The organism is Dietzia sp. HMSC21D01, assembly GCF_001815995.1.
Classification (GTDB): domain Bacteria; phylum Actinomycetota; class Actinomycetes; order Mycobacteriales; family Mycobacteriaceae; genus Dietzia; species Dietzia cinnamea.
In genome coordinates this window covers 1-5,725 of record NZ_KV823805.1, presented here as the reverse complement: position 1 = coordinate 5,725, position 5,725 = coordinate 1, and the positions used below count along the sequence as shown (strand labels likewise).

Annotated in this window: 4 protein-coding genes; all 4 read right to left on the bottom strand. The window is 73.6% G+C overall.

Annotated elements, in window-relative coordinates; translation table 11 throughout:
• Window positions 1-643 (bottom strand): AAA family ATPase (locus HMPREF3086_RS04325; protein ID WP_141763991.1); only part of this gene is annotated, 643 nt, incomplete at its 3' end.
• Window positions 640-1,827, bottom strand: a complete 1,188-nt coding sequence (locus tag HMPREF3086_RS04320; protein WP_083324296.1) for a metallophosphoesterase family protein — start codon at window positions 1,825-1,827, stop codon at window positions 640-642. The genes HMPREF3086_RS04320 and HMPREF3086_RS04325, both read right to left, overlap by 4 nt.
• Window positions 1,828-1,876: 49 nt before the next feature.
• Window positions 1,877-2,629: a hypothetical protein gene (locus tag HMPREF3086_RS04315; RefSeq protein WP_070720321.1), complete on the bottom strand. Its 753-nt coding sequence runs from the start codon at window positions 2,627-2,629 to the stop codon at window positions 1,877-1,879.
• On the bottom strand, window positions 2,626-5,583 hold the full coding sequence (locus HMPREF3086_RS04310; protein WP_070720323.1) for a DEAD/DEAH box helicase: 2,958 nt from the start codon (window positions 5,581-5,583) through the stop codon (window positions 2,626-2,628). The genes HMPREF3086_RS04315 and HMPREF3086_RS04310 overlap by 4 nt, the downstream gene beginning before the upstream one ends.
• Window positions 5,584-5,725 lie beyond the last annotated feature (142 nt).

Genomic DNA, 5,725 nt, shown 5'->3' with positions numbered 1-5,725 from the left:
GTGCCCGCGCCTCGGACAGGGCGGCGCGGGCCTCGGCGAGCCGCGTCTCCGAGCGCGCTAGCTCGCCGGTCGGCTCGCCCCGGCGGGCCGTCAGATAGCGGTTGCGCTCCTCCGCGACGCGGTCCATCAGCGAGTCGTCACCGGTGGGGTCCTCTCCGCCCGCGGCGGCGTCCAGGGCGCGGCGCAGAGAGCCCATCCCCTTGGCCGCGTCCACCTGACCCAACGGTTCGTCCTGCGCGATCCGCAGTGCCTTCCACAGCGACCGGTCCACCTGGCGGTCCAGCAGGTCGCGGACGTGGTCGTGGGCGTCGTCACCGCTCAGCGCCGGGCGCGTGGAACCCGGGAACTCGAGTGACGTCCGCTTTCCGCGGACGAACTCCTTGCGGTACCGCATCCGCTGCCCGTCGACCGTGAACTCGGCCTCCACCACCACGGGCACGTCCCTGCCCACCGGGCTCGCGGCCTTGATCTCCGCGCGGCCGGACGACGCCTTGTGCTCGAGGAGCATCTCCAGGGCGTCCATGAGGCTGGTCTTGCCCGATTCGTTGGGGCCCTCGATCACCAGGACGCCGCGCGGTTCCAGTTCGACCTCCTCGCGGACCACCCCGCGGAAGTCCTCGAGCATGAGTCGGTGCAGGATCATCGGGTCCCTCCGTCCACGAGTCGGTACAACAGACTGAGGGCGTGGCCCGCGTCCTCGGCCTCGGCTCCGCCCGATCCGGCCATCGCGACGAGATCCGCGACCGCGCGGCCCGCGTACCCGTCGACCAGGTCCGTGAAGTCCGTGTCCTCGGCCCGGACGACCAGATGGGTCCGGGACTGTCTCAGATAGGCGGCGGCGAACAGCGCGTCCCACGTCTCCAGCAGGTCGTCGATCCGCGCCCGGAGAGCGACCCCGACCGTGCCCGTGAGTCCGAGTTTGAGCACCGTCCGCGGCTTGTCCTCCATCGCCTCGATCCGCTCCGCCAGGGCGTCGAGGTCGGCGTCCGTGTCGATCCGGGCGTCGATCGCGTGGAACGACCATCGTCCCGTCCGCAGCGGCGTGACCGCGCAGGCGCCCCGCTGCGACGAGGACGCGGCCCGGGAGAGCTCGACGAGCAGGGCGTGGCCCGAGTCGGTCTCCACATCGTCGAAGTCGGTGGTCTCCGGGCTGCCCGAGAACCAGATCCGGTCACCGGAGCCCACCCTGGTCACCGAGTGCCGGTCGCCGAGCGCGACGTAGTCCAGCCGACCCGACCCGATGGCCTCCTCCAGGGAGGCGACAGCGATCGCCTCCACCGACGGCGAGTGACCGACGTAGATCTCGTCTGTCCCCCCGTGGGCGACCAGGACACGCAGACCGTCCGTCGGCTCCAGGGAGTCCACCAACGCCGGCAGCCGGGAGGGATCCGGCCGCTTGGACGTCCACGGGACGCCCACCACCTCGACGCCGGGCACGACCTCGACCGGCCCGGTGCCGTCGAGTACGACGACGCCGCCGCCCTCGACCGCCGGCGCGAAGTCCCTGCACCGGAACACCGACGACACGTCGAGCGGATCGTGGTTGCCGGGCAGCACCAGTACCGGCACGGGGAACGCCGCCAGGGCCTCGACCGCGCGCAGGACGACCGACCGCGGCACCGCGTTGTCCTCGAAGGCGTCGCCGGCCACCACGATGAACTGCGCCCCGTGGTCGGCCGCGAGCGTGCCGAGCGCCTCCACCGCGGCCAGCCGGTCGGCCGTGTAGACGGCCTGCGACTCGTTTCCGAGGAACCGCCGGGTCATGCCGAGCTGCCAGTCGGCGGAATGCAGGAATCGGATCGTCTCGCCGTCCCGTGGGGTGGTCATGGCCGCATCGTAGGACGCCGGTCCGACACGACGGCCGGCGCGGGCCCGCTCACCGCGGTCGGTACCTGCCGAACGCGTCGAGGAAGTCCTCCAGATCGGCCACGACCCGCAGCTGCTCGAGGGGGTCGTTGGTCGTCGCGGCGGCCAGTCTGCGGGTGACGGGCGCGTCCAGGAGGTCCTCGAGTCCGGCCGGCTCCGGGGACGGCACCGTCGGCAGGACCGGCTCGGTCCCCCACAGCGCCTCCTCGACGTCGACGGACACCTCGTCGTCGTCCCCTCCCCTCAGGACGGCGCCGAGGTTCTCGGCGCTCAGGCCCCGCAGCGCGAACATGACGTCCGGCCTGGCGTCCCACCACTCGACCATGATGTACGCGGCCGCCAACACGTGCAGGCACGGCCCGGGCTGGACGGGGCACCGGCAGGAGTAGGTGGTGTCGCCGTGGACCGCCGGGAGGAGGAGGAACCCGACGGTGTCGGAGAAGTTCCCCGCGAGCGCGCCGAGCACGCCGCCCTCCTCACGTCTCAGGGCGGTGCGGAGCGCGTCCGAGTCGGCGGCGTCGAGGGGGGCGAAGGTGAACTCGACGGTGAACGGCTCGGGTCGGCTGCCGTCGACGTCACAGCGTACGGATCGACCCGCGTGCTCCAGCGAGAGCACCCTGTCGGCGCGCGCTGCCTTCCGCGCGAGATACGCCTCGCCGCGGGTGACCCCTGATTCGAGGTCGCTCGTCCACCGCCGGCTCCACATGTGCCCACCGAACGCGCCGGCGCGCGCCCTCGCGCGGATGCCTCTGCCGCCGTTCATTCCTCGTCCCGTCCCTCGTCGGTGAGCTCCACCAGCGCGGCGAGATCGGCGTCGGCGAGTTCGGTCAGCGCGCCCGCGAGCGGGCCCAACGTGAGCTCGGCGAGGTCCCGCTTGGCCTCGAGCAGTTCGTCGATGCGGTCCTCGACCGTCCCCGGGGCGACAAGGGTGCGGACCTGGACCCGCCGCGTCTGACCGATCCGGTGCACGCGGTCGGTCGCCTGGTTCTCGACCGCCGGGTTCCACCACCGGTCCAGGTGCACGACGTGATTGGCCTCCGTCAGCGTCAGCCCCGTCCCGCCCGCGCGTAGCGACGCCAGCATCACCGGCGGTCCCTGCGTGCTCTGGAACTCCTCGACCATCTGCGCCCGACCGGCCGCCGTGACGCCACCGTGGAGGAACGGCACGGAGCTGGCCGCCCGCCGCTCGAGCAGGGGCAGGATGAGGTCCCCGAACGCGCGGTACTGCGTGAACAGGAGGACCTTCTCGCCGGCGTCCAGGATCTCCGTGAGGACCTCGTCGAGGGCGGCGAGCTTCCCGGAGCGGTGGCGGCCACCGCGCAGGAGCGCGGACCCGTCCCCGAGGTAGTGGGCGGGGTGGTTGCACACCTGCTTGAGCGCGGTGAGACCGGCGAGGATCGCGCCTTTGCGGGCGGTCCCCTCCGACTCCTTGACCTGCTCCATCATGTCCTCGACGACCGCCTGGTACAGGGTCGCCTGCTCGCGGGTCAGTGGCGCGTCGACCCGGATGTGCAGCTTGTCCGGCAGGTCGGCGACCACCCTGGGATCCGATTTGAGGCGACGCAGCACGAACGGCGCGGCCAGGGCCCGCAGCCGCGAGGCCGCGGCCTCGTCGCGGTGCGATTCGATGGGCACAGCGAACCGCGCTCGGAACGTGCTCGCCGACCCGAGCAGACCCGGGTTGGCGAAGTCGAGTACCGCCCGCAGCTCGTCCAGCCGGTTCTCGACCGGCGTGCCCGTAAGGGCGATACGGTGCTCCGCCGGGATCGAGACGATCGCGCGGGCGACCGAGGTGGAGGGGTTCTTGATGGTCTGGGCCTCGTCGGCGACGAGTCGGCGCCACGGCGCCGCGGCGAGGAGCTCGGCGTCACGCGAAGCGGTGCCATACGACGTGAGGACGAGGTCGGCGGCACCGAGCCGCCCGGCCGCGTCGTCGCCCCGCTCACGTGAGGGGCCGTGGTGGACGCGCACCGTCAGCTCCGGGGCGAAGGTCGCGGCCTCGCGCGCCCAGGTGGCGACCAGGGTGAGAGGCGCCACCACGAGGGTGGGGCCGAGCACGCCCCGGGCGTGCTCGGAGGCGGTGAGAGCGAGGACCTGCATGGTCTTGCCGAGCCCCATGTCGTCGGCCAGGACGGCGCCGACGTCAGCGCGGGCCAGCGCCGTCAGCCAGCGCACGCCCTCGAGCTGGTAGGGACGCAGGGTGGCGAGGAACCACGCCGGGAGATCGACGGGCATCGACGACGACGAGGGGATCCAGTCGAGGGTCGTGGGCGCCTCGATCTCGACGCCCTCCGCCTCCTCGGACATCATCGCGGCCGCGAGGGCCGGTGCGGAGACCCGCCCGCCGCGCCTGGCCGCGAGGAACCGGGCCGCGCGTCGGAGCGCCCCCGGATCCGCACGGACCCACTGACCGCGGAGCCGGACGAGGTCCGAGGCGGCGTCCAGGAGCATCCGGACCTCGGTGGCGTCGAGGGGCACGTCGTCGACGACCATCTCCCAGTTGACGTCCGCCAACTGGTCCAGCCCCAGGCGGCGCCCGGAGTCGACGTTCTCCGTGCCGGGTTCGGCGACGGTGACACGAACGGCGGTCCGTACCCTTGTCCACGCCCGTGGCAGGAGCACCTCGACGCCCCGCCCGCGCAGCGCCTCGACCCCCTCGTCGACGAGTTTCACCACCAGCTCGGTGGGGAGCAGGAGGTCCGGGCCGTCGGCCGCCGGAACGGCGCGTCCCAGGGGTGGCCAGCAGCGCACCGCCCGGTCGACGACATCGCGGACGGCGTCGCCGACCGCGGTCGTGTCCGGCAGGTCGGAGAACGGGCGGAGGGTGTCCGTACCCGTGCGCACCAGGACCTCCAGCCGCCACAGAACCTCCGCGCCGGCGGTGCCACCGGCCCTCTCGTCCCCGTGGACGCCCGCCCCGGGGTCGGCGCCCCGTCCGGCATCACCGGCTCCGTCCCGGTCGGCATCACCGACGCCGTCACCGTCGACGTCCGCCTCCCCGGACGGCTCCACCACGCGGAAGACCACCTCGACGTCTCTCGCCGCCGCCGCGCGACCGAACTCCCCGATCGCCTCGGCCAGCGCGTGGCCGCCCGAGGTCACCTCTCCCCCGACGATGAGGGCCGTGCCCAGCACGCTGCGCCGGTCGGCGGCCAGCGGCGCGAGGGCCATCCGGGCGTGCTGATCCGCCAGCGCCGCGAGCAGCCGGTCGAGATCCTCGCGATCCGACACCAGACCGTGGCACCGGCTCAGACTCTCCGCGGCCCACGCCGACACGACGGGCGAGGCCGCGAGCGCCCACGAGGCGTTCCACGCGCCGTCCGACCGCGACATCGTCGGAACGACGTGCCCGGCGCGGACGAAGGCCGCCACACCGGCGGAGAGCGCCGCGAGCGCCCGTAGCCCCGGGCCGACCCAGTGTTCGGCGACGTCCGTCATCCCGCACAGGTCCACCGCCGAGGCCACCGAGACGCGGATCCCCGGGACGGTCGCCGGACGGACCCGACCCTCGAGGGGCACCCGCACCGCGATCCGGTGGGTGAGCGAGAACCCGCCGAGCAACTCCACTACGTCCCGCGGGGCCCCGGCCCTCCCGACCGCGGTCACCGACGACGCGGGGGCGATCGAACCGGGCCGGCGCAGGCCCGTCTCGCACCACAGGCCGACGACCCCTGACTGCCACACGGCGTGGAGGCGGGGGGCTGGCGTCGGGGTCACGCCCACATGTAAGCACGCCGGTCCGACACGGCTCCGGGCGCACGCCCCCGAGACGACGCGCGGGTGCTCCACAGGGCCGTCCCTCTCCACAGGCCGACCGCCGCAACCTCGTGCGCGGGCGGCGGGCCCCGGGGTCGGTGTC

Coding starts and splice junctions, on each gene's coding strand:
- HMPREF3086_RS04320 (WP_083324296.1), bottom strand. CDS start 1,827: ATGACCACCCCACGGGACGGCGAGACGATCCGATTCCTGCATTCCGCC.
- HMPREF3086_RS04315 (WP_070720321.1), bottom strand. CDS start 2,629: ATGAACGGCGGCAGAGGCATCCGCGCGAGGGCGCGCGCCGGCGCGTTC.